Origin of the sequence: Nocardia wallacei, from assembly GCF_014466955.1 — a bacterium.
GTDB classification, from domain to species: domain Bacteria; phylum Actinomycetota; class Actinomycetes; order Mycobacteriales; family Mycobacteriaceae; genus Nocardia; species Nocardia wallacei.
In genome coordinates this window covers 1,074,478-1,094,781 of the sequence record NZ_AP023396.1, presented here as the reverse complement: position 1 = coordinate 1,094,781, position 20,304 = coordinate 1,074,478, and the positions used below count along the sequence as shown (strand labels likewise).

At 68.0% G+C, this 20,304-nt stretch carries 19 protein-coding genes, 1 tRNA gene and 2 pseudogenes; 10 read left to right on the top strand and 12 right to left on the bottom strand.

The genetic code is table 11. The annotated features are described in order from the left end of the window. Positions 1–10 precede the first annotated feature (10 nt). Together rsmI and NWFMUON74_RS04980 are read left to right on the top strand one after the other, a co-directional pair. Positions 11–886, top strand: a complete 876-nt coding sequence (gene rsmI / locus NWFMUON74_RS04985) for a 16S rRNA (cytidine(1402)-2'-O)-methyltransferase (protein ID WP_187686805.1) — start codon at positions 11–13, stop codon at positions 884–886. A gap of 125 nt (positions 887–1,011) precedes the next feature. Further along, positions 1,012–2,592: a dolichyl-phosphate-mannose--protein mannosyltransferase gene (locus NWFMUON74_RS04980; RefSeq protein WP_187686804.1), complete on the top strand. Its 1,581-nt coding sequence runs from the start codon at positions 1,012–1,014 to the stop codon at positions 2,590–2,592. On the opposite strand, the gene NWFMUON74_RS04975 is transcribed toward NWFMUON74_RS04980, so the two are convergent. Next, positions 2,593–2,952 carry a GntR family transcriptional regulator gene (locus NWFMUON74_RS04975; RefSeq protein ID WP_187686803.1) on the bottom strand — a complete coding sequence of 120 codons (360 nt, stop codon included), beginning with the start codon at positions 2,950–2,952 and terminating at the stop codon, positions 2,593–2,595. 6 nt (positions 2,953–2,958) lie between these two features. Beyond that, a complete protein-coding gene (locus tag NWFMUON74_RS04970) occupies positions 2,959–4,188 on the bottom strand; it encodes an arginine deiminase (RefSeq protein ID WP_187686802.1) in 1,230 nt (409 codons plus the stop codon). Between the two features lie 170 nt (positions 4,189–4,358). On the opposite strand from NWFMUON74_RS04970, the gene soxR reads away from it, so the two are divergent. Further along, positions 4,359–4,892 (top strand): redox-sensitive transcriptional activator SoxR, encoded by a 534-nt coding sequence (soxR, locus tag NWFMUON74_RS04965; protein WP_187686801.1) that lies wholly within the window; start codon positions 4,359–4,361, stop codon positions 4,890–4,892. On the opposite strand, the gene NWFMUON74_RS04960 is transcribed toward soxR, so the two are convergent. The 6 genes from NWFMUON74_RS04960 to NWFMUON74_RS04935 all read right to left on the bottom strand — a co-directional run bounded on the left by NWFMUON74_RS04960 (position 4,889) and on the right by NWFMUON74_RS04935 (position 11,688). Beyond that, positions 4,889–5,743 (bottom strand): SDR family oxidoreductase, encoded by an 855-nt coding sequence (locus NWFMUON74_RS04960; protein WP_187686800.1) that lies wholly within the window; start codon positions 5,741–5,743, stop codon positions 4,889–4,891. The two genes, soxR and NWFMUON74_RS04960, sit on opposite strands and share 4 nt — an antisense overlap. Positions 5,744–5,897: 154 nt before the next feature. Then, a complete protein-coding gene (locus tag NWFMUON74_RS04955) occupies positions 5,898–7,022 on the bottom strand; it encodes a glycosyltransferase (RefSeq protein WP_187686799.1) in 1,125 nt (374 codons plus the stop codon). Positions 7,023–7,254: 232 nt separating this feature from the next. Then, the gene (locus NWFMUON74_RS04950) at positions 7,255–8,232 is read right to left on the bottom strand and encodes a GAF domain-containing protein (RefSeq protein ID WP_187686798.1); all 978 of its coding nucleotides are present in this window, start codon (positions 8,230–8,232) and stop codon (positions 7,255–7,257) included. Positions 8,233–8,297: 65 nt separating this feature from the next. Beyond that, positions 8,298–10,115 carry a putative bifunctional diguanylate cyclase/phosphodiesterase gene (locus NWFMUON74_RS04945; RefSeq protein ID WP_187688933.1) on the bottom strand — a complete coding sequence of 606 codons (1,818 nt, stop codon included), beginning with the start codon at positions 10,113–10,115 and terminating at the stop codon, positions 8,298–8,300. A gap of 695 nt (positions 10,116–10,810) precedes the next feature. Beyond that, complete coding sequence (locus tag NWFMUON74_RS04940) at positions 10,811–11,245, bottom strand: effector binding domain-containing protein (RefSeq protein ID WP_187686797.1); 435 nt, start codon at positions 11,243–11,245, stop codon at positions 10,811–10,813. Further along, positions 11,242–11,688, bottom strand: coding sequence for a GyrI-like domain-containing protein (locus tag NWFMUON74_RS04935; RefSeq protein WP_187686796.1), 447 nt, complete (start codon positions 11,686–11,688; stop codon positions 11,242–11,244). The genes NWFMUON74_RS04940 and NWFMUON74_RS04935 overlap by 4 nt, the downstream gene beginning before the upstream one ends. Before the next feature lie 208 nt (positions 11,689–11,896). Between NWFMUON74_RS04935 and NWFMUON74_RS04930 the strand changes: the two genes are divergently transcribed. Further along, on the top strand, positions 11,897–12,598 hold the full coding sequence (locus NWFMUON74_RS04930; RefSeq protein ID WP_187686795.1) for a uracil-DNA glycosylase: 702 nt from the start codon (positions 11,897–11,899) through the stop codon (positions 12,596–12,598). Between the two features lie 31 nt (positions 12,599–12,629). Here NWFMUON74_RS04930 and NWFMUON74_RS35870 read toward each other — a convergent pair whose 3' ends face one another. Together NWFMUON74_RS35870 and NWFMUON74_RS35865 are read right to left on the bottom strand one after the other, a co-directional pair. Then, on the bottom strand, positions 12,630–13,430 hold the full coding sequence (locus NWFMUON74_RS35870; protein WP_232111104.1) for an MSCRAMM family protein: 801 nt from the start codon (positions 13,428–13,430) through the stop codon (positions 12,630–12,632). Between the two features lie 219 nt (positions 13,431–13,649). Next, positions 13,650–15,056 (bottom strand): annotated as a pseudogene (locus NWFMUON74_RS35865) (MFS transporter); the annotation flags it as partial. Positions 15,057–15,301: 245 nt separating this feature from the next. On the opposite strand from NWFMUON74_RS35865, the gene NWFMUON74_RS04920 reads away from it, so the two are divergent. The 3 genes from NWFMUON74_RS04920 to NWFMUON74_RS35855 all read left to right on the top strand — a co-directional run bounded on the left by NWFMUON74_RS04920 (position 15,302) and on the right by NWFMUON74_RS35855 (position 16,032). Next, positions 15,302–15,377, top strand: a tRNA-Ala gene (locus NWFMUON74_RS04920). Between the two features lie 61 nt (positions 15,378–15,438). Further along, on the top strand, positions 15,439–15,837 hold the full coding sequence (locus NWFMUON74_RS35860) for a hypothetical protein (protein ID WP_232110846.1): 399 nt from the start codon (positions 15,439–15,441) through the stop codon (positions 15,835–15,837). 9 nt (positions 15,838–15,846) lie between these two features. Next, a complete protein-coding gene (locus tag NWFMUON74_RS35855) occupies positions 15,847–16,032 on the top strand; it encodes a hypothetical protein (protein WP_232110845.1) in 186 nt (61 codons plus the stop codon). A 237-nt stretch (positions 16,033–16,269) separates the two neighbouring features. Here NWFMUON74_RS35855 and NWFMUON74_RS36700 read toward each other — a convergent pair. Next, positions 16,270–17,004, bottom strand: a pseudogene (locus NWFMUON74_RS36700) (recombinase family protein); the annotation flags it as partial. A 210-nt stretch (positions 17,005–17,214) separates the two neighbouring features. Between NWFMUON74_RS36700 and NWFMUON74_RS04910 the strand changes: the two are divergent. After that, positions 17,215–18,359 (top strand): IS3 family transposase gene (locus NWFMUON74_RS04910; protein ID WP_187686778.1). Its coding sequence is split into 2 segments (ribosomal slippage): positions 17,215–17,491 and positions 17,491–18,359, totalling 1,146 coding nucleotides; the frame shifts between segments, so codons are not numbered across the junction. 70 nt (positions 18,360–18,429) lie between these two features. Further along, positions 18,430–18,642 (top strand): hypothetical protein, encoded by a 213-nt coding sequence (locus NWFMUON74_RS04905; RefSeq protein WP_187686794.1) that lies wholly within the window; start codon positions 18,430–18,432, stop codon positions 18,640–18,642. A gap of 59 nt (positions 18,643–18,701) precedes the next feature. On the opposite strand, the gene NWFMUON74_RS04900 is transcribed toward NWFMUON74_RS04905, so the two are convergent. Next, positions 18,702–19,319, bottom strand: a complete 618-nt coding sequence (locus tag NWFMUON74_RS04900; RefSeq protein WP_187686793.1) for a hypothetical protein — start codon at positions 19,317–19,319, stop codon at positions 18,702–18,704. A 126-nt stretch (positions 19,320–19,445) separates the two neighbouring features. On the opposite strand from NWFMUON74_RS04900, the gene NWFMUON74_RS04895 reads away from it, so the two are divergent. Next, complete coding sequence (locus NWFMUON74_RS04895) at positions 19,446–20,303, top strand: alpha/beta fold hydrolase (protein ID WP_187686792.1); 858 nt, start codon at positions 19,446–19,448, stop codon at positions 20,301–20,303. The last annotated feature ends 1 nt before the right edge of the window (position 20,304 follow it).

Genomic DNA, 20,304 nt, shown 5'->3' with positions numbered 1-20,304 from the left:
CGCCGACGACATGGCGGCGGAGTCCCCGGACGGGAGTGCGACGAGTGGGCGGGCCGGTCGCCTGGTGCTGGCGGCGACGCCGATGGGCGACCCGGGGGACGCCTCACAGCGGTTGCGCGAGGCGCTCGGTACCGCGACGGTGGTCGCCGCCGAGGACACCCGGCGCACGCGAGCGCTGGCCAAGGCGCTCGGAGTGGAGATCGCCGGGCGGGTGGTGAGTTTCTACGATCACGTCGAGACCGCCCGGATTCCCCAGTTGCTGGCCGAGATCGAGGCCGGAAGCACCGTGCTGCTGGTGACCGACGCGGGTATGCCGTCGGTGAGCGATCCGGGCTATCGGATGGTCGCGGCGTGCGTCGAACGCGAGCTGCCGGTGACCTGCCTGCCAGGTCCGTCCGCGGTGACGACGGCGTTGGCGCTGTCCGGATTGCCGATGGAGCGGTTCTGCTTCGACGGCTTCGCGCCGCGTAAGTCGGGTCGGCGCAAGCAGTGGCTGCGCACGTTGGTGACCGAGCCGCGGGCCGTCGTGTTCTTCGAGGCGCCGCACCGCCTGGCCGACTGTCTCGCCGATGCCGTCGAGGTGCTCGGCCCCACCCGCCGCGCCGCCGTCTGCCGCGAGCTGACCAAGACCTACGAGCAGGTCGTCCGCGGCTCCCTCGACGAGCTGGCGACCTGGGCGATCGACGGGGCCCGCGGCGAGATCACGGTGGTTGTCGAAGGGGCCCAATCGGTTTCGGCACACCCGGCCGACCTCGTCGACGAGGTGGAGGACCTGGTCGCCGACGGCCTACGCCTGAAGGACGCCTGCGCCCAGGTCGCCTCGGCCACGAACACCTCCCGCCGCGAACTCTACGACGCCGTCCTCGCCGCCCGCCTCCACTCCTGACCAACCATCCTCGCCCCAGTAGGCCCTCCTCCCCAACCGCCCTCACCCCCGACCCACACTCCCACCCAACCGCCCTCGGCTCACCGCTGCGAGGGGGGCGGACGTGCACCGCATACGATCGACGCGTGACCCAGCTGACCGACGCGCGTCCGGCGATCGGCGCGGGCTCGGCCTCGTCCAGCCCGGCGCCGCTGCGCCCCACTCCCGATTTCGGCCCGACCGATCGGGTGCGCGGCTGGGTCGTCACGCTCGTGCTCACCGCGATCGCCGTGGTGACCCGCTTCCTGAACCTGAACTATCCCACCGACGCCGGCACCCCCGTCTTCGATGAGAAGCACTACGCGCCGCAGGCCTGGCAGCTGGTGACCGGCGGCTGGGTCGAGGACAATCCGGCCTACGGGCTGGTGGTACATCCGCCGGTGGGCAAGCAGATGATCGCGCTGGGCGAGCTGCTGTTCGGCTACACCAGCTGGGGCTGGCGGTTCTCGGCGGCGGTGTTCGGCTCGCTGCTGGTACTGCTGGTCATCCGGATCACCCGGCGCATGACCCGCTCCACCCTGATCGGCGCCATCGCCGGACTGCTGCTGATCGCCGACGGCCTGACCTTCGTCTCCTCCCGCATCGGCATGCTCGACATCTTCCAGGCCCTGTTCGTCACCGCCGCCTTCGGTTGCCTGATCGTGGACCGCGATCAGGTCCGCGAGCGCATGGCGCGAGCCGATGCCGAGGGACGCATCGCGCTGAGCGCCTTCGGCCCCCGGCTGGGCGTGCGCTGGTGGCGCTTCGGCGCGGGCCTGCTGCTCGGGCTGAGCTGCGGCACCAAGTGGTCGGGCATGTACTTCGTCGCCGCGTTCGGTCTGATGTCGGTGTGTTTCGACGTCGCGGCCCGCCGCGCGTACAAGGTCGCGCGCCCGTGGGTCGGAACCGCCGTCCGCGACATCGGCCCCGCCCTGGCCTCGCTGGTGGTGGTGCCGCTGCTGGTCTACCTGGCCGCCTACTGGGGCTGGTTCGCCAGCGAGGACGGCTACGACCGCTATTCGGTCGGCAATGCCATCGGCGCGGGCGGCACCTGGTCCTGGATACCGGACGCGCTCCGCTCGCTGTGGCACAACCAGGCCGAATCACTGAAATTCCATGAGAGCCTGACCAATTCGGCGGGCAATCACCACCCCTGGGAGTCCAAGCCGTGGTCGTGGCCGATGGGTCTGCGGCCGATGCTCTACTACTACGCCGACAGCGGCGTCACCGGCTGCGGCCAGTCGGTGTGCGTGAAAGCGGTCATGCTGATCGGCACCCCGGCGCTGTGGTGGGTGTCGCTGCCCATGCTGGCCTGGGCCGTCTGGCGCACCGCCACCCGCCGCGACTGGCGTTACGCCACCGTCCTGGTCGGCTACGGCGCGGGCCTGCTGCCCTGGTTCGCGACCCTGGACCGGCAGATGTACTACTTCTACGCCGTGCCGATGGCGCCGTTCCTGGTCATGGGCATCGCCCTGGTGCTGGGTGACATCCTCGGCCCCGCGCCGTTCGCACGCGTCGGCGACCGCTTCGAGCGCTGGACCGAACACCGGCGGCTGAGCCTGCTGCTGGTGTGCCTGTATCTCGGTGTGGTGGTGGCCAACTTCATCTGGCTGTGGCCGATCCTGACCGCGCTGCCGATCACGGTCGGCAACTGGCACGACCATCTCTGGCTGCCGAGCTGGAAATAGCTACTCGCTCAACGCGGCTCGCACATAGCTCACCGCCGCCTCGTCATCGAGCCCCAGCCGCCGGATCACCGCCACGTATTCGGTGGCGGCCCGCCCGGCCAGATCCCGGGTCGGATCGCCGGACGAGGCGATGAACGAGCCGAGCCGCCCGCGGGTCTCGAGCACGCCGTCCTGTTCCAGTTCGCGATACGCGCGCGCCACGGTGTTCGGGGCGAGCCCGAGGTGTCCGGCCAGCGCGCGCACGGTGGGGATCTTGGTCCCCGCCGTCAGCTCACCGGACCGCACCCGGGCGATGATGCCCTGCCGTAACTGCTCGTACGGGGGGACCGTCGAATGATGGTCGACCGGAATGTCCAGCATCGCGCCTCACACTTCGTCCCGCGCCAACGGGCAGGACAGGCAGCGTGGACCACCTCGCCCGGAGCCGAGTTCGGATCCGGGAATGGTCAGCACCTCGATACCCGCGTCCGCCAGCCGCGCGTTGGTGTTCTCGTTGCGTTCGTAGGCGACGACCACGCCGGGCGCCAGGGCCAGCGTGTTGTTCCCGTCGTCCCACTGTTCCCGTTCGGCGGTGACGCCGTCCAGGCCGGTGTCGATGACCCGGAGTTTGGGAATGCCCATCGCCTCGGCCGCCGCGGGGAGAAACGGGTCCGGCCCGCGCATCTCCACCGTGCCGTCGTCGCGTTTGCCGATGGTGAAGGCGCACAGCGAATCCTGCACCGCCGGGTACATCACGACGGCGTCGGTGTCGACCATGGTGCAGACCGTGTCCAGGTGCATGGTCGCGCGGTTCTGCGCGATCGGCACCACCAGCACGGTGTGCGCGAGATTGTCCTCGAACAGGCTGCGCGCCAACGCTTCCGCGCCGGCCGGGGAGGTGCGCTCGCCCACCCCGATCGCCACCACACCGGGCGCCAGCAGCAGCACGTCGCCGCCCTCCATCGGCGCGGTGTGCGACTCGTAGGCCCGCCGCACGCCGAGAAAGCGCGGATGGAAGGCGTAGACCAGATCGGTCAGCGAGGTCTCGCGCGCGCGGGCGGGCAGGGCCAGGGAAGTGATCGCCACCTTCGGCCCCACCCAGAACGAGGAGTCGCGCGTGAACAACAGATTCGGCAGCGGATCGATGACGAAGTCGGTGCCGTGATGCATGCGGCGCACCAGCGACGTGCCCGGATCGAACGGCAGCTCGTCGAAGGTCATCCCCGACATCAGCACCGCCGCCAGCTCCTCGGCGTCGGACACGCCGAACAGGTACGACTTCAGTTCCTCGGCCAGCGCGTAACCGATACGCCGCGCGTCCACCGCGGCCGTGATGCCCATGCTGCGGCCGGGCCCGCTCCGCGCCAGCGTCTCGACCAGCAGGTTCCGCAGCAGCAACACCTCGACGCCGCGCCCGGCCAGCAGCCCGGCGAAGGTGTCGTGTTCCTGCTGGGCGCGCTCCACCCACGGGATGGCGTCGAACAGCAGCTGATCGTTGTTGCGCGGGGTGAGCCGGCGCAGTTCCGCGCCGGGCCGGTGCAGCAGCACCGTGCGCAGCGTCCCGACCTCGCTTGTCACGGAAAACGGTCGCGCCGACGGCACAGCCTCTGTTTCCATAACCCGACCGTAGTCATCCGCTGCCGCCTTGGCACGGAATTCGCTGGGTGTGCGCCACCGAGATCGACCCGCCCGCGCGACCCGGACGGCACACGGGGAATGATGGCGACACGCCGCAAGTTACTTCCAAACGGCCGCGCCGCGCCCTTTACCTGAAGTATTGTTCAGGTATGCAGCAGACGACCTGGAACACCAAGGAACTCACCCCGGGCCAATTGTCCGAACGCAGCGGGGTCGCGGTGTCGGCGCTGCACTTCTACGAGCGCGAGGGCCTCATCACCAGCCGTCGCACCAGCGGTAACCAGCGCCGATACTCGCGCGAGACGCTGCGCCGGGTGGCCTTCATCCGCATCTCCCAGCGCGTCGGCATCCCGCTCAGCGAGATCCGCAAGGCCCTGGGCACCCTCCCCGAGGGCCGCACCCCCAACCGCAAGGACTGGGAGCGGCTGTCCACCATCTGGCGAGTCGACCTCGACCAGCGCATCGAGCAGCTGACCCGCCTGCGCGACAGCCTCACCGGCTGCATCGGCTGCGGCTGTCTCTCGCTCGCCAGCTGCCGCATCGTCAACTTCCACGACAAGCTCGGCGACGAGGGCCCCGGCGCCCGCGTCCTGGACGTCAACCTCAACTGCGAGGCGTCCCCCGACGGCGAGGGCTGCGAAAACGCCTACGAGACAGCCGAAGCCGACTCGGCCGCCTGCTAACCCCGCTTCAGGAAACTGTCGAACAGGTCGTTGGCGCGGCGCATCGCGAACTCGTAGGGCAGCGCGAACTTGCGCGCCCACCAATAGCCGAAGCGGACGTCGAACGAGGTGTGGATCATGAAGCGGTTCTTCTCGATACCGCGCAGGATCTGCGTGGCCACCCGCTCGGGCGGGGTGGCGTGGCGCTGGAATCGCTTGACGTAGCGCTGCACTCGCGGATCGTCGCGGTCGACCCCGGCGATCTCGACCGTCTGCACCAGATGTGTGTTCACCGCGCCCGGCACCACCAGGTGCACGGTGATGCCGTGCCGCGCCAGGTCGAACCGCAGCACCTCCGACACGCCGCGCAACCCGAACTTGCTGGCGCTGTAGGCGGCGTGCCACGGGAACGCCAGCAGTCCCGCGGCCGAGGACACGTTGACCAACGCGCCGCCGCGCCCGTCGCGCACCATCCGCGGGACGAAGTTCTCGATCACATGGATCGGGCCCATCAGATTGACGTCGACCATGGTCCGCCAGTGCCGGTGCTCGAGGTTCTCCACGGTGCCCCACGCCGACACGCCCGCGACGTTCATCACCACATCGAGGCCGCCGTGCGCGGCGTGCACCGCGTCGGCGAATGCGGTGACCGCTTCGTAGTCGCTGATGTCGAGGGCACGTGAGAACAACACCTTGCCGCCCTCGCGGCCGATCGCCTCGACGGTCCCGGCCAGCCCCGTGGCATCGATATCGGTCAGCACCAGTTCGGCGCCGGACCGGGCCGCGGCGATCGCGGTGGCCCGCCCGATCCCGCTGGCCGCGCCGGTGACCAGAGTCTTCTTGCCACTCACGGACTTCAAGCGATCGCGCACGCGGTTTCCTCGGATGCTCGGTAGGGGCGGCGCCGAACCCTCCGCGGGATCCCCGTTCCCGGCGCCTGACGTTTTCCTGTGCTGCCGAGAGCATACGGGCTGCCCCCGTTTCCGGTTCGACGCCCCGTTGCGCCGCCGCTCCCGGGCGCGCCCGTCAGCGGCCGCCGAGCACCTCCAGCATCCCCGCCACCGCGGCCGGCCAGGTGAACTGCTCGGCCCGGTGGCGCGCGGCGCGGCGTCGATCGCCGGGCGGAAGCGCGAGCACGTCGGTGACCGCCTGCGCGAAGGAGGCGGGATCGTCGTCGGCCACCGCGCCGCAGTCCTCGGTGACGATGTCGGCCAGCGCGGAGGACCGGCTGGCGACCACGGGCGTGCCCGCCGCCAGCGCCTCCAGCGCGGCCAGGCCGAAGGTCTCGTGCGGGCCCGGCGCCAGCGACACGTCCGAACTCGCGAGCAGCGTGGCCAGCCGGTTCCGGTCGGCGATGAACCCGGTGAAATGCACGGCCGGGCGCCCGTCGGGCAGCGGCGCCACCGCGCGGGCCCGCCGCTGCAACGACTCCCGTCGCGGACCGTCGCCCGCCACCACCAGTCGCGCGTCCATGCCCTCCCGGCGCAGTGTGTCGACGGCCTCGATGCTGCGGTCCACCCGCTTCTCCACCGACAGCCGCCCGCAGTGCACCAGCAGGTGCCGCGCGCCGAACCGCCGCCGCAGCGCACCGTCGTGCCGCGATGGACTGAACGTCTCCAGGTCCACGCCCAGCGGCACCAGGGCCACGTTCGGCACGGCGATGCGCTCGAACTCCGCCTGCGCGAATTCCGTTGTGCAGACCACGATGTCGTAATCTTCGGCGGAACGCCGGTTGGCCGCGTCGGCGGCGCGGCGCGCCAGCGGACCGGGCAGCACCTGACCGAGCAACCGGTCCAGCCGCTCGTGCGAGATCATCACGCCCGCGATATCACGCCGCCGCGCCCAGCGCCCGAATCCGCGCAGCGTCAACCGGTCCGACACCTCGAGCGCGTCGGGTCGCAGCCCGGTCAGCACGTCGGCCACCCGCCGCGGGTCGGCGGCCCGGTAGCCTCCGGTCCACGGAATCGCCACGGCGGGAACGGTGATCCGCCGCACGCCCGTTCCGAGCGTCTCCTCACCCCACCGCGGGCCGGGCACGACCAGCACCACCTCGTGCCCGGCGGCCACGTATCCCGCACCCAGGTGGTGCAGGGCGGTGCGCAGCCCGCCCGAACGCGGCCCGTAGAAGTTGGCCAATTGCACGATGCGCACGCGCCGATCGTCGCCGGGCCCCGAACCGGGCAGGCCAACGGAAGATGAACCCGGGCAGAAGGATGGGAGAACCCGCCGCCGGCCGGATACTGCCACGGCACTCCCGTCGTTCCGGCGCGCTTTCAGCCGGAATCCACACGGTGGATCCGCCGCGGGATCGTCCGCGTACCGCCTCGGCTCCGGCCGAGATCCTGCGCGGACAACGAGGGGTGTGCTGAGCGCCGTTGCAGTACTAATCCGACCTGGGCGCCACCCGGATCAGCCCGTGCGTGGGCTGATCACCCAACCGGGACAACTCCGCCCGCACCTCGATCCAGTCCGTATCGGCGAAACGCACCCGCACGATGAGTTCACGGATGTCCGCACCGGCGAGAATCGCCCGGCACGCCGCCCGGTAGACCTCGAGATCGTCCGGATGCAGCACCGGCCGCTCGGTCAGCCAGCGGTGCAGCGGGGCCGGTGGCTCGTTGGTCCACTCGTAGACCAGGCCCATCTCCAATTCGACGAAGGCGATGCCGACCTCGGCCGCCCGCGCGACGGCTCTCGTCATCGCCAGGTCCGCGGCGGGTTGCGGCGGCCGCAGATCCGTGACGTCGTAGACCAGCGCTCGCGTGACATGCCGGCCGAGCCGGTGCACGCGCACCACCATGCGGATGCCGCGCACCCGCCCGTCGTCACCGAGAAAATCGGCCTCGCCCTGCCAGCGCGCGGCCGGATCGGTCCCCGCCACCACCGCCAGATAGTCCGTCCGGCCGTCGAAGCGCACCATCCGGCCGAACACCTCCGGCGGTGTCCGCACCGACCGCGCCGCCGCGGTCGCCCGGGCGAAGACCAGTTCCTCCAGACCCGGACCATGGTGTGCCAGTTCGGTTTCCGACATCCAGTCCCACGCGGCGACCGGGCGGCGCGGCGGCGGCCGATCCCCGTTCGCGCCGATCCAGACCTGCACGCCGTGCACCGCGCCGAACGCGCAGCGAATCGGCACCGCGATCCCGCGCACGCCCGCCGCGGTGCCGTGGACCTCGGATGGGGCGTCGTCGCGGCGGGCGCGTCGCACCAGCTCGGCGAGCAGCTCGGCCGCCGCGGGCCCGAACCGGCGCCGCGCCCTGGACCCACTGGTCCACTCCCGCGCCCGGCCGCCCTCGGCAACGACGGTCGGCTCCAACCCGGGACCGAGTGTCTCCACGAGGAGCCAATCGTTGCCGTTCATGCCGCACAGCATCGCAGACCACCGGCCGTGCGACGGATCCGCCCGCGCTCACCCGGACGGCTGATTCAGATGCGATTCACTCCCCGGGAGACCCGGGGCAGCTCGAGATCGAGCGGAATGCGACCGAGCGCCAGATGCGTCTCGACCTCCGCCGCCGGCATCGGCCGCGCGATCAGAAAGCCCTGCGCGCGATAACAACCGAGGCCCACCAGGGTGCGCGCCGCGACGGCGGTCTCCACCCCCTCGCCGACAACCCCCAGGCCGAACGAACCCGCAAGGCCCACAATAGATTTCACGATCGCCAAATCATCGGTGCTGACGCCCAGGCGCTGCACGAAGCCGCGATCGATCTTGACCGCGTCCACCGGCAGCGCCTTCAGATGCGACAGCGAGCTGTACCCGGTACCGAAATCATCGATGGCGATCTGCACCCCCATCCGCTTGAGCCCGCGCAATGTCACCTGGGTACGGGCCAGATCCTGCACCACGACATGCTCGGTGATCTCCAGGCACACCGAACTGCCGTCGATGCCGAAGCGCCGCAATTCGTCCTCGACGCGCTCCACGAAATCCAGGCTCACCAGCTGCACCGGCGACACGTTGATCCGGATGACGACATTGGACGCCAGCCCGGCCTGCCGCCACTGCGCGAACTGCGCGCACGCCGACCGGATCACCCACCGGCCCAACTCGCCCGCCAGGTTGGTCGCCTCGGCCACCCCGACGAACGCCCCCGGCGGCAGCAGTCCGCGCGTGGGATGCTGCCAGCGCACCAGCGCCTCGAGCGCGACGATCCGGCCGGTCCGCAGGTCCACCTCGGGCTGATAGTGCAGCAGCAGCGAACCGTCGGATACCGCGCCGCGCAAATTCAGCTCGACATCGTCCTGCAATTCGAATTGCGCGCGCATCGCGTCGGTGAACACGGCTACCCCGTCGCCACCACCGGATTTCGCCGACAACAGCGCGTGGTCGGCTCGCCGCAACACATCGGCGACGGTGGTATCGCCCGGAATGCCCAATGCCACACCGACGCTCGCACCCCGGCTGACCGATTCGCCGCCGACCGACACCCGCCGGATGATCAACTGGTGAATCCGGGTCGCCTCCAATTCCGCGGCGACCGCGTCCATCGGCTTCGCGGGCACGATCACGAACTCGTCACCGCCGAGCCGGGCGATCATGTCGTTGGGATCCAGATGTTCCTGCAACCGAGTGGAAAGGGTCCGAATGAAATTATCTCCGGCCGTATGACCGAGAAAGTCGTTGAGCGCCTTCAACCGATCCAGATCGAGGAAGAATGCGGCCACCGGTCCCGGGCTGCCCGGACGCAACCGTTCCTCCATGTGTTCCAGCAATGCCCGCCGATTCGCCAGCCCGGTCAGATCGTCGTGCAGCGCGATGTAGCGTAAACGCTCCTCGGCCACCACCCGGGCCTGTAATTGGCCCAGCAATGCGGCAATGGCCTTGAGCACATTGATTTCCCGGGTGCTCCACTCCCGGTCCCCCAGTTTCATGAACCCGAGCAGGCCGGTCGGCTCGCCGCGCGACATCAGCGGCACGGTCGCCGAGGTCACCCCCGAGATGCCCGAGGACCGGCGAATCGTCTCCTGGTAATCGGCGAATTCCGGTATGGGGCGGACGATCATCGGCTCGGTCGCGTACTCCATCGCCCGGAACACCGAATCGGCCTGTTCGAAGTAGACGACCTCGAGCGGATCGGGATCCGGCACCGCGGGGCGGCGGGGCCATTCGGCGACCAGCACCGTCGCGCGGCGCTCCCGGTCGGTGTGCCGGACGAAACTGAAGTCCACATCGAAATACTCGACCAGCTTGGCCAGCACGCGTTCGGTCGCCGCCACCATCGTCGTGGCATCGACCCCCATCAACTCCGCGGCAACCTGCGTCACCAGTGAGTCGAGCGTTCGCCGAGGCACCTTGTCTCCGATCGTGCTATCCGCGGGTATCCGCGCCTCGCGCCTGCGGCCGACCGTCACCGGCGATCGGGCCCGGCGCGTGGCTCGGACGAAGTACCAACGCCTTACTCAGTTGTCCAGGCACCCCCGGCAGGTCGATGAATCCGCCCTGAAGTGACGCTAGTGTATAGGCGTATTCCGATGAAATCGCGGCGAGTTCACCGCAACGCGACGAGAAGTCGTTCGCAAAATCCATACCGCCGCCGCATCTCCGGTCCAGCGCTCTTCGCAACTTTCCAGCATTTTCCTCGTATGTCCGAGTATCCCACCGAATCGGCGTGCGCCGCAGGCCGTCGTGCGCTCGCGCGTCGACGGCTGCCGTCGTGCCGACCGCGCTGGCTTCGACAGTCATACAGTCCCTACTCCGTTGCTGCGCGGTCTCGCGCGACTACCCGGACCCTCCCGTCGGGTACCGAACACTGTCCGCAACCCGGGGGTGGCCGCCTAGGCAGTATCCGTCATCGGGCGGGAATTGACCAGACGTCTGGCAAATCTTCCGAAACCCGAGCGGAGAGTCCGAAATCGGCCCAGGTCAGGGACATGTAGTCGATAACTGGACAGAACAGAAAGACCAGTCGGTACCCACGAGGCTACTGCCCGGCTAACTAGACGAGGATGGAGATCAGCAGCTCCACTTCGGCCGGACCGCGCCAGATCTCGATCTCCTCGCGGTAGGCGCGGGTGATCTCGGCGGACGCGGTCGCGTCGTCGACCTGAGCCCACACGTCCTCGACCGGATCGTGGTAATCGCCGTTGGGCTCGAAGCGGGCGTACACGCCCTTGGGCACCTTGATCAGCACATCGCCGACCGGCAGCGCGTCCACGTCCGGGTAGTCGTAGCTGACCAGGACGTTGTAGTTGCCGGCCGGGTCCGGCACGTAGACCGTGTACAGCGGATGGTCGGCGCCCTCGCGGTCGCGCAGCCGGTCGCGGAGGAATTCGATCAGTTCGCTGTTGCTCACCTTGAAACTCGGGCGCACCCGCGGCACCACCAGGCCGCCGTAGAGCGCCTCGTCCCGCACCACGATCGAATAGCTCATGACTGGGCCTCGACCGCCAGATACAGATCGATCTTGTAGGCGTGCGGATAGCACTCGAAGTCCCCCGTGTAGGTCCGTTTGATCTGCTTGTGTTCCTCGGCGTAGGCGATCTGGGTCCACAGATCGGTCATGATCTGCGGGAAATTGCCGACCGAGGAGAACCGAGCATAGGTGCCCCGGGGCAGCCGCGCGACGATGTGGCCGCGCGTGACCTCGTCGAAGGACTTGCACTCGTATCCGACGATCTGGGTGTTGAAGGTGTTCAACTCGGGTGAGTAGTCGGTGTACGCCGAGGCCAGCGGCCCGCCGAGGTCCTGATGCAGCACCGCGGCCCAGGCCGCTTCCAGATCCCGGTCACGCAGTTCGCCGAGCGCCCGTTTGGGACTGCGCACCGGCAGCCCGGCGACCCACGTCTCGTCCCGCTCGACGATCTCAAACTGCATGGATGAAAACTCTCTCGAGGTGATCGAGTGGGCAGCGCGCAACGGGTGGCTGCGGCGCATGCCGTCCGGCCAGGAAGGTCATGCTATCAACCCGCCCGCTGAGAGATCGGCGACACGACTCTCCCGGCGGACATGAGCGCTCACCTGGCATGTCGACGATTCCACCCCGCCCGGCGCGGGGCTCACCCGGCGTGATTGAGTGCGCAGGATGTACCGCACGCTGCCCGAGATGGACGCGGCGCTGGCCGACTGCCGCGCCTGCCCGCGGCTCGTCGCGTGGCGTGAACAGGTCGCGCGCGACAAGCGCGCCGCCTTCCGCGACGAAACCTATTGGGGCAGGCCGGTACCCGGGTTCGGGCCCGCCGACGCGCGGCTGCTGCTGGTCGGACTGGCGCCCGCCGCGCACGGCGGCAACCGCACCGGGCGCATGTTCACCGGCGACCGCAGCGGCGACGTGCTCTTCGCCGCGATGCACGCCGTCGGGCTCGCCACGCAGCCGACCGCCACCCACCTCGGCGACGGACTGCGACTGCTCGACACGCGGGTCACCGCACCCGTGCACTGCGCTCCCCCCGAAAACAAACCCACGCCGGACGAACGCGATCGCTGCCGCCACTGGCTCGTCACCGAACTCGAACTGCTCGCGCCCACGCTGCGGGCGATCGTGGCGCTGGGCGCGTGGGGCTGGCAGGCCCTGCTGCCCGCACTCAGCGCAGCGGGCTGGGAGGTGCCCCGGCTGAAGTTCGGGCACGGGGTCCGATACCCGATCGCGGCGGCCCGGCCGGGGCGGGCACCGCTCGAGCTGTTCGGCTCCTACCATGTCAGCCAGCGCAACACCTTCACCGGCAGGCTCACCCCGGAGATGCTGAAAAGCGTTCTCACGCAAGCGATTTCAGCGGCGCGCCGGTAGTGCCCGCACCCGGCGAGCGGGCGCCCGCCGGTCAATTGTCCCGGGCCTCGCCGGAGTAGCCGTTGCGCTCGGCGACGGCCACGGCCGACCGCTCCGGCGAGCCGTGCCCCAGCTCCAGATCGACGTCGTCGAGATCGCCGCCGCGGACACTCACCCGCGTGGTCGTCGGCCCGTACCCCGTGGCGACGACGGTGTAGCTGCCCTCGTCCAGGTTGCCGAAGCTGTAGGAACCGTCCGGTCCGGTCGTCATCGTGTCGACCACGTTGCCCCGCGCGTCGGCCAGGGTCACCCGGGCGTCCTCGATCGGGCGGCCGTCGTGCACGCGCACCACGCCGTGCAGCCGGATGCCGGGCCGCAGCAGCACGTCCAGCGAAGTGACGCCACTACCGGCCACCCGCACCGCGAGAGCCGTCGGATGGAAACCGAGCGCGCTCACCGCGACCGTGAATTCGCCTTCGGGCAGCTCGGTCAGCCCGAACCGGCCCTCGGGATCGGTCACCGCGGAGGCCAGCACCTCACCGCGCAGGTCGAGCGCCGAGACCTGCGCCTCGGCGACCGGAGCGTTGTCACCCGCCCGCGCCACCGTGCCCGCCAGACCGGCCATCGCGGCCAGCGTCACGTCACAGGACACCGGGCGGTCGGCGAGGGTCACGGTGGAGGCATCGGGACGGCGGCCCTCGGCGGAGGCGATGAGCACATACGAGCCGGCCGCCGGCGCGCTCAGCTCGTAATACCCGTCGGCGCGGGACTGAGCCCGGCCCAGCTGCTGACCGGAGGACGAGATGAGGGTCAGCGTCGCACCCGCCACCGCGACACCGCGCGAGTCCAGCATGCGGCCGTAGAGCACCGGGCCACTGACGGCAGGGGAGCCCGCGGTGCCGTGGCGCGCGGCCACGCCGTTCGGTTGTCCTGCGGCCACGCCGTCGTATTGCGTTGCGCCGCCGCCGCTTTGCCGCATCGCGTCCGCCCCACCGGCGGGATCGAGCGCGCCGACCGCCGCGTGCACCAGCTCCCGGTCGTCGTCCAAGGCGTGCCGCGGACCGGCCGGGGCCGGGGCGGCCCTCTCCGACCGCCGGGCCGGAATGAAGAGTGCGACCACCGCACCCGCCGCGGCGACACCGCACCCGATCAGAAGCCCGGCGCGGAATCCGTTCTCTGTCGGAATGGAATGTCCGGCCAGGGTGACACTCATCTGCGCCAGCACCGCACCGACCACCGCGGCCGCCGTGGACGTACCGATCGAGCGCATCAAGGTGTTGAAGCTGTTGGCCGCCGCGGTCTCCGACTGCGGCACCGCCCCCATCACCAGCGCGGGCATGGCGCCGTAGGCGAAACCCACACCGACGTTGATGATCAGCGTGACCACCAGCAGTCCCCAGGTGGTACCCATCAGCCCCATCGACGACCCGTACCCGGCGGCGATGATGATGCAGCCGACGATCAGCGTGATCTTGGGCCCGCTCAGCGCCGACAATCGCGCCCCGAACGGCGAGACGGCCATCATCATCAAACCGGCGGGCGCCATCCACAACCCCATCGCCATCATCGACTGGCCCAGGCCGTACCCCGTCGACTCCGGCAACTGCAACAGCTGCGGCACGATCAGCGACTGCGCGTACATCGCCATGCCGACCACGATCGAGGCGGCATTGGTCAACAGCACCTGCGGCCGCGCGGTGACGCGCAGATCGACCAGCGGATCGCGGCTACGAAGTTCCCACAGTCCCCACAGCAACAACACCACGACCGCGGCGGCGAACAATCCGATGGTGAGGCCGCTGGTCCAGCCCCACGACGCGCCCTTGGAGATGGCGAGCAGCAGGCAGATCAGCGCGGCGCCCAGCCCGATCGCGCCCAGGAAGTCGAAGCGTCCCCGCGCGGTGTTGGGCGGAGTTGCGGGAATGACCGTGAAGATCAGCAAGCCCACCAACGCGGCCAGCACGGCAACGCCCCAGAACAGCACCCGCCAGTTGCTGTACTCGATGACCGCGGCCGCCAGCGGCAGCCCGAGCGCACCCCCGATCCCCAGCGACGAGCTGATCAGCGCGATGCCCGAGCCGAGCCGCTCCGGCGGCAGCAGATCACGCAGCGCCGCGATGCCCACGGGAATCAACCCCACGCACATTCCCTGCAGCACACGCCCGATGATCATCGGCCACAGCGACGAGGCCACCGCACAGATCACCGACCCGACCACCAGCGGCACCACGGAGGCCAGCAGAACACGGCGCTTGCCCAGCAGATCGCCCAGCCGTCCCGCCACCGGCGTGGTCACGGCACCGGCCAGCAGACTCGCGGTCACCACCCACGTGGCGTTCGACGCGCTGGTGTGCAGCAGCTGCGGCATCTGCCCGAGCAGCGGCACCACCAACGTCTGCGTCAACGACGCCACAATGCCGGCAAAGGCCATCACACCCAGGATCGCCCCCGGATGTCTGGCAGTTCCTGTCTTCTGCACGCCGGCTCTCCTCACCGCCCTGCGTTCCAATGTGCATCATGCACACTACATGTACGATGCACACCAACGGCCACCGAGAGCAGCCCCGAGTGACACAGCTCTCACCCACCGTGCCGCAAACCCCCTCCGACAGCACCCACAATCCCCCTGCCCCACCCCCAACATCCCACCCCTGACCAGCCGATTCGGCCACCCCCACCCCAACCTGCTAAAGTTCTCCAGCGTGGTTCGGCAACGACCCACACGGGGCTATGGCGCAGTTGGTAGCGCGTCTCGTTCGCATCGAGAAGGTCAGGGGTTCGATTCCCCTTAGCTCCACCATATGTCCCTTACTCGAACCCGGGACCGAGTAGATCCGGGCGAGTGAGGGACTTCGTGTTTCTTGGGTGTGTTGAACTCCTCTCTTGATCGCGTTCCTGGTGGCTGGAGTAGTAGCCGTGACGTGCGGTTTGCTGCGCTGCGCGCGAACCCTGACCGCCTCGTGCAGATCGTCGAAGGGCCGGTTGAGGCTGCTGATGATGGTCGCGTCCTCATCGACGTAGAACCGGTCGTAGAAGGTTTGGTTCATCAGTCGGCGGGTGTCGTCGCAGGCATCGTGGTACATCGCGTGCGGATCGGACAGGATGTCGAGCGCCTCCCGCAGGGCCTGGGCGCCGACACTGAGCTCAGCGCTGGTGCTGGTAAGCCCTGCTTCAGCGGTCACTCGGTCGGCTTGGATCCGCCGGAGCCGAGCTTTGATCTTCGCCTGTGGGATCGCTCCGTCAGCTGCCAGGTCGAGTAGGCGTTCCTCTTGTCCATCGAGTTCGGCGAGGCGCTTCTTGAGGCTGCTGTGCATGGCGCGGGTCGTGCCCTGTTCGTCGGCCAGTGCCGCGTCGAGCATGGCGTTGACCTCGGTTGTGAAGTCGGCGGGAAGGCGAAGCGTGGCGTAGTGGTCGACGATGGCCTGCCCGACCAGCGCTGCCGGCAGGTACGGTAGATCGCAGACGCCGTCCTGACGACTGCGGCACAGGAAGTACCCATACCAGCGGCCGGTGTGGCTCTTCGCCTCGGTGTAGATGAGACGTGAGGTGCGCTCGTTCTCACGGCAGCGGCGGCAGAAGAGGTCGCCTTTGAGGTAGTGCTGGAGAACGCGGTCTCGCTGGCCTGGGCGACTGCGCTTGTTGCGAACATCCTGTACGCGATCGAACAGCTCTTGGTCTACGAGAGGTTCGTGGCGGCCAGGGTAGATGTCGCACTTATAGACGACGTAGCCGAGATAGTAGACGTCGGCGAACATACGGTGGAACTGTTTGAAGTCGACGGGCCGTTCAGGCAGTTTGCCGCGGGCGCGGCTGGTGAGACCCATGTCTGCCATCGTGGCCTCGAGGCGTTCGAGGGTGTAATCGCCTGTGGCGTATAGCTTCCACGCCTGCTGAACGAGCGGACCGCGGACAGGGTCGACTTCGATCGTGTTGAACTTCTTGCCGTCGAACTCGGCTTCGACGTTGAGGTAGCCGAGCTTGGCGAAGCCGTTGGTGCCGCCGTTGATCGCCTTCTGGAGCATCTTGTCTTGGATGTCGAGGCCCTGCAGGGTGTTCTGCAGGCCGTTCATGATGTCGAGCATGCCCTCCATGGCCTGGGCATAGGGTCCTTCACCGAAGTCTTCCTTGACCGAGACGAGTCGGACACCCATCTTCTGAAGCTGCACCTGAACGATGGCGGCGTCGAACTGGTTGCGGAAGGCACGTGACCGCATGTAGACGATGACGTACTTGACCTCAGGGTGCGCGTGCAGGTACGCGATCATTCGTTGGAACTCGTCACGGTCGATGACGTTCTTGGCGGACTTGCCCGGCTCGATGAACTCCTCGATCACATCGGCGTTGAGAGAGTCCGCCTTGGCCATCCTGCGCTCGCGCTGGGTGTGGATCGAGAGCCCGTCGGGATCAAGGTCGACGGCAGTGTTCATCTGCCGCTTGCTGGAGACGCGCAGATAGAGCACGGCGGCATCACGAGCACTGATCACGAGATCACGGGCAGTCGTCTTCTTCATCCAGCGGCTCTCCTTCATCAAAGCGACCGCCGCAGGTGGGGCAATGGGCCGTCCCCAATGAATGAGACCATTCGGTATTAGAGTCCTGTTTGGCCCGGTGAGGGCCGAGAAGGGACACTGAGAGACATGGCAGGACGCAAGCGGCATTCCGCGGAGGACATCGTGCGGAAGCTGCGCCGTGCCGACGAGCTGACCGCCGCTGGTAAGACCGGTGAAGAGGTTGCCGCCGAGATTGGGGTGTCGACGGCGACGTTGTACAACTGGCGCCGCCAGTACGGTGGCGTGGACACCGACGCCGCCAAGGAGCTCAAGGAGTTGCGGGAGCAGAATGCCCGCCTGAAGCGGTTGCTGGCGGATGCGGAGCTGGAGAAGGACGCGCTGCGGGAGATCGCCCGGGGAAAATTCTGAGCCCAGCAGCCAAGTGCCGGGCCGTGGACATGCTCCGGGAGATGAAGAGCATGTCGGAACGGTTCGCGTGCAAGGTCGTTGGGCTGAATCGGTCGACGTATCGGCGGCTGCCGATCAAGCACACCCCGATCGATCCGGACGCCGGTTTGCGGGCCTGGCTGCGCTCGTATGCAGTGAAGAATCAGGGGCACGGGTTCCGTCGTGCCTGGGCGGCGTTGCGGTTCGACGAGGGTGCAGGAGTCAACATCGAGAAGGTCCACCGTCTCTGGCGCGAGGAGGGCCTGCAGGTCCGCGAACACCATCCCCGCAAACGGGCCGGGGTTTCCTCGGTCCCGACGGTCGCCGCTGATGCACCAAAAGTGGTGTGGGCATTGGACTTCCAGTTCGACTCCACGGTCGACGGTCGGGCGGTGAAGATCGCGTCGATGATCGACGAACACACCCGCGAATCCCTGCTGCACGTGGTGGAACGGTCGATCACCGCCGACCGGCTCGTCGCGGAGCTGGACAAGGTGTTCGCTGCGGCTGGCGGTCCACCGAGGGTGCTGCGGATGGATAACGGTCCTGAGATGATTTCCCATGCCCTGCAACGGTTCTGCGCCGACCAGGTCGGGATCTCCTACATTCCACCGGGCACGCCCTGGAACAACGGCTTCGTCGAATCGTTCAACCGGCGGCTACGGACCGAGTGCCTCAACCGCAACCACTGGACCACCCTGCTCGAGGCCCGGGTGGTGATCGGCGATTTCAAGGCCGACCACAATATGCGGCACCGGCATTCGGCGCTGGGCTACCTGACGCCGGCCGAGTACGCTGCGGCCTGCACCCACACCCACCATCCAGTGGTCTGCGGGATCAACTGAACACGGAACGAAATCACCTGGCTCTATTCCCGGGTGGTCTCGTCATCGGGGACCGCTCAGGCTGGTAGCGGTGATCACGTTCGACCAGCCGGGCAACGCCGGCACAGACGTCCGGCGCCAGCGGTGTGGTGAGCAGATTCGTCGCTTCGACCAGCTGCGTCGGGTCGGTTCCGGCGAAATGCACAGTGGGGCTTACGCATTCGATGAGTCTTGCCTGCTCGTGGATGAGCACAGCCGTTCGATGGGCTGGGCGCCGAATGAGCCAGCATCGAGCACGCCCTAGAACTCAAGAGCAACCTTGAACAAGATCATCATTGCTGCGTCTGGTGAGCGATTAGCGAATCAAAAGTGACCTGCGGCGCCGCGCGGCGGGAGCCCGAAGAACGAGTTGCCAAGCCGGGCGCGATCGGCAGCTGGGATGTACAGATTCTGATACCTGCGGACAACAAGCTGACCGCGGAGCACCGACAGGTCCAGATCCCACTCGAACCGATCGAGGTACCGGCACCGAGCACTCGAACGATCCAGGTCGTCCGCGGCCTGGTCTTGGGTCCAGTTGTTGAGTCGGCAAAGTCGGGCAACAACCTCATGCTCGGCTCTTTTCACCCGAGCGAGCCCGGAGTGCTGGACCTGGTGACAGCCGGGGCACAAGGCGATCAAACGCTTGAGCCGCTGGACCGGACGGTCGGATCCGGTGTCGAACACCCACTTTTCGTGACAGTCCGGTCGGGCCGGCCGCCCATTGCGGACGGCCTGTTCGCCGCAGATCTCGCACCGGTTGTCGGCGGCGGTACATACAGGGATCCGCAGAGCATCCCAAATCGCCCGGTCCACGATGCCGCGAATGTTCGAACCGTGTGTACTTGGCGGCAGCAGATCTGATCGGATGACCACTCCATCCGGTGCGCCCGGGCCGGCCAATGTGTCGACTGTTATGTAGCGGTGGTCGTTAAAACGCATGTGCTGCAACCTATCTCGAGGGACTGACACGTGACGACGCTTCGAACATGCGTGTGGATTTCGTTCGCCTGGCCGAGGTACTCGGGGATCGGCTGCGGCCCGCCCTGTCGCAATTATCCTGCTCACGTGACTGCAACCCCACCACGCACGATCACGCTGCCACACGGTGTCGTGAGCGTTGCCGAATACGGAGATCCAGCGGGCACCCCGGTGTTGTACTGCCACGGTCTGCCCGGCTCACATGTGGAGGCGGTGGCCTTCGACGACGCGGCTGCAGCAGTCGAATTGCGCGTCATCGCGATCGATCGCCCAGGAATAGGAGCGTCCTCGTTCGCAGCACGTCGGCGAGTGTTCGAGTGGGCCGACACGGTGGCCGTGGTGGCGGATCGGTTCGAGCTGGACCAGTTCGCGGTGCTTGGGGTGTCCGGCGGCGGCCCGTACGCGCTGGCCTGCGCATGCCGTCTGCCCGATCGGGTGACCGACGTGGTCGTGGTCAGCTCGCCCGCACCGCGAGTCCGCGAGGTCAAAGGCGGTAAGTGGAGCAGCGGTCTGGAGGTGTTGCGTCGGTTTCCGTTTCTGGCACGTCCGATTGCGGCGCGCATGGCCGCGGCGGTGCGTAAGCCGGGTGGTCTTGCTGCGTTGATCGCCAAGGTGGCGCCGGCCGACCGCAGTCGTCTGGCCGATGATAGGGAATTGCTGGCGAAGATCGAAGCCAACATCAGTACGGCGTTTACTCAGGGGGGTCGAGGAGTGGCGGTGGATCTGCAGATGCTGTTCGCGCGCCCCTGGGGGTTTGATCTCACCGATATTGCTGTGCCCGTGACTGTTTGGCATGGCGGTGTCGATGGCAACGTGCCAGTTAAGGATGCCCGGCGCCTTGCTGATGACCTCCCGATTTGTGAAGTCGTAGTCGTTGAGGGGGCCGGTCACCTGTTGTTTGTTGATCACGCCGCCGCGATTCTGAACTCGATCCGTACTCGCTGAT

Coding starts and splice junctions, on each gene's coding strand:
- NWFMUON74_RS04900 (WP_187686793.1), bottom strand. CDS start 19,319: ATGCGTTTTAACGACCACCGCTACATAACAGTCGACACATTGGCCGGC.
- soxR (WP_187686801.1), top strand. CDS start 4,359: ATGCAGCAGACGACCTGGAACACCAAGGAACTCACCCCGGGCCAATTG.
- NWFMUON74_RS04945 (WP_187688933.1), bottom strand. CDS start 10,115: ATGGGGGTCGATGCCACGACGATGGTGGCGGCGACCGAACGCGTGCTG.
- NWFMUON74_RS35870 (WP_232111104.1), bottom strand. CDS start 13,430: ATGCTGGACTCGCGCGGTGTCGCGGTGGCGGGTGCGACGCTGACCCTC.
- NWFMUON74_RS04950 (WP_187686798.1), bottom strand. CDS start 8,232: ATGAACGGCAACGATTGGCTCCTCGTGGAGACACTCGGTCCCGGGTTG.
- NWFMUON74_RS04940 (WP_187686797.1), bottom strand. CDS start 11,245: ATGAGCTATTCGATCGTGGTGCGGGACGAGGCGCTCTACGGCGGCCTG.
- rsmI (WP_187686805.1), top strand. CDS start 11: ATGGCGGCGGAGTCCCCGGACGGGAGTGCGACGAGTGGGCGGGCCGGT.
- NWFMUON74_RS04970 (WP_187686802.1), bottom strand. CDS start 4,188: ATGGAAACAGAGGCTGTGCCGTCGGCGCGACCGTTTTCCGTGACAAGC.
- NWFMUON74_RS04935 (WP_187686796.1), bottom strand. CDS start 11,688: ATGCAGTTTGAGATCGTCGAGCGGGACGAGACGTGGGTCGCCGGGCTG.
- NWFMUON74_RS04930 (WP_187686795.1), top strand. CDS start 11,897: ATGTACCGCACGCTGCCCGAGATGGACGCGGCGCTGGCCGACTGCCGC.
- NWFMUON74_RS04975 (WP_187686803.1), bottom strand. CDS start 2,952: ATGCTGGACATTCCGGTCGACCATCATTCGACGGTCCCCCCGTACGAG.